Origin of the sequence: Sphingomonas sp. PAMC 26617 (assembly GCF_000242835.1) — a bacterium.
Taxonomy (GTDB): domain Bacteria; phylum Pseudomonadota; class Alphaproteobacteria; order Sphingomonadales; family Sphingomonadaceae; genus Sphingomonas.
Genome location: NZ_JH594425.1, coordinates 2,834,155 through 2,836,215, shown reverse-complemented (window position 1 = coordinate 2,836,215; position 2,061 = coordinate 2,834,155). Strand labels below are relative to the sequence as shown.

The window sequence follows — 2,061 nt, the reverse complement described above, 5'->3', positions numbered from 1 at the left end:
CACGGCCCCACCCCCAACCCCTCCCCCGAGGGGGAGGGGCTTAGAAGAGATGACCACATCATCCCCCTCACGCCGGCACGGCCACAACCCAGCCACGCCCTTCGCCGTCAGCCACTTCTCCGCAATAATCTGGTCGAGCATCTTCTGCGCATCCTCCAACAGGTTGCGCGCGCTTTCCCCAACGATCTCGTCATCCAGAATCGCCGGATAATTCCCCGCCAGCTCCCACGCCCGGAAGAACGGCGTCCAGTCGATCAGCTCGCGCAGATCCGCCAGATCCCAATCATCGAACACGTGCACGCCCGGCTGCAAAGGCGCCCCCGGCTTCAACGCCATGTCGGCCACGAACCCGTTCGCGCGCGCCACCTCGATCGGGACGAGCTCGCTCTGCCCCTTGTTCGCCCGCGCCACCCGCACCGCTTCATATTCATCCGACGTCTTCTGCACGAACTCGTCACGGATCGTGTCGCTGACCAAGGTCGACGCCACCCCGACCGCCCGGCTCGCATCGAGCACATGCACCACCGGCCCCTTATACGCCGGCGCAATGCGCAACGCGGTGTGGACCTTCGACGTCGTCGCGCCCCCGATCAGCAGCGGCATCGTCATGCCCGCGCGCTGCATTTCCTCGGCGACCGTCACCATCTCGTCGAGCGATGGCGTGATCAGCCCCGACAGACCGATCATGTCCGCGTCGTTCTCGTTCGCGGCCTTCAGGATATCCGACCACGGGACCATCACCCCCATGTCGACCACGTCGAAGCCGTTGCACTGGAGCACCACGCCGACGATGTTCTTGCCAATGTCATGCACGTCGCCCTTGACGGTCGCCATGATGATCTTGCCCTTGCCGCGTGCGCCGGGCTCCTTCGCCGCCTCGATGAAGGGGAGCAGATGCGCGACCGCCTTCTTCATCACACGCGCCGATTTCACGACCTGCGGAAGGAACATCTTGCCCGATCCAAACAGGTCGCCGACGACGTTCATCCCGTCCATCAGCGGGCCTTCGATGACCTCGATCGGCCGCCCGCCCTTGTCGAAGATCGCCTGGCGCGCTTCCTCGGTATCCTCGACGACATGCATGTCGATGCCCTTGACGAGCGCATATTCGAGCCGCTTGTTGACCGGCAGCCCGCGCCATTCCGCCGCCGCCTTCTCCGCCACCGCATCGGTGCCCTTGAAGCTCTCGGCCATTGCGATCAGCCGCTCGGTCGCGCCGTCGTCCTTGTTAAGGATGACGTCCTCGCATGCCTGCCGCAGCTTGGGGTCGATCGCGTCATAGATGTCGAGCTGCCCGGCGTTGACGATCGCCATGTCGAGCCCGGCGGGGATCGCATAATAGAGGAACACCGAATGCATCGCGCGGCGCACCGGCTCGTTGCCGCGGAAGCTGAACGACAGGTTCGACAGGCCGCCCGAGATATGCGCGTGCGGGCAGCGCGCCTTGATGTCGCGGCAGGCCTCGATGAAATCCACCGCGTAATTGTTATGCTCCTCGATCCCCGTCGCGACGGCGAAGATGTTGGGATCGAAGATGATGTCCTCGGGCGGGAAGCCGATCCCCATCAGCAAATCATAGGCGCGACCGCAAATCTCGAGCTTGCGCGCCCGCGTGTCGGCCTGTCCGACCGTATCGAACGCCATCACGACGACCGCTGCGCCGTATTGCATGACCTTCTTGGCCTGCGTCAGGAACTGCTCCTCGCCTTCCTTCATGCTGATCGAATTGACGATCGGCTTGCCGCTGACGCACTTGAGCCCGGCCTCGATTACCGACCATTTCGAGCTGTCGACCATGAACGGGATGCGCGCGATGTCGGGCTCGGCGGCGATCAGCTTAAGGAAAGTGACCATCGCATATTCGGCGTCGAGCAGGCCCTCGTCCATGTTGACGTCGAGCACCTGCGCGCCGCTCTCGACCTGCTGCCGCGCGACCTCAACCGCAGCGGGATAATCCCCCGCCATGATGAGCTTCTTGAAACGCGCCGAACCGGTGACGTTGGTACGCTCGCCGATGTTGACGAAATTGGCGGTGGAGGTGGTCATAATGGTTTCGTTCTT

Annotated in this window: 1 protein-coding gene; it reads right to left on the bottom strand. The window is 63.6% G+C overall.

All coding sequences use genetic code 11. The features are described from left to right. The coding region (locus RH91_RS12555; protein ID WP_081469581.1) for a dihydropteroate synthase at positions 1-2,046 on the bottom strand (2,046 nt) is incomplete at its 3' end. Between the last annotated feature and the right edge of the window lie 15 nt (positions 2,047-2,061).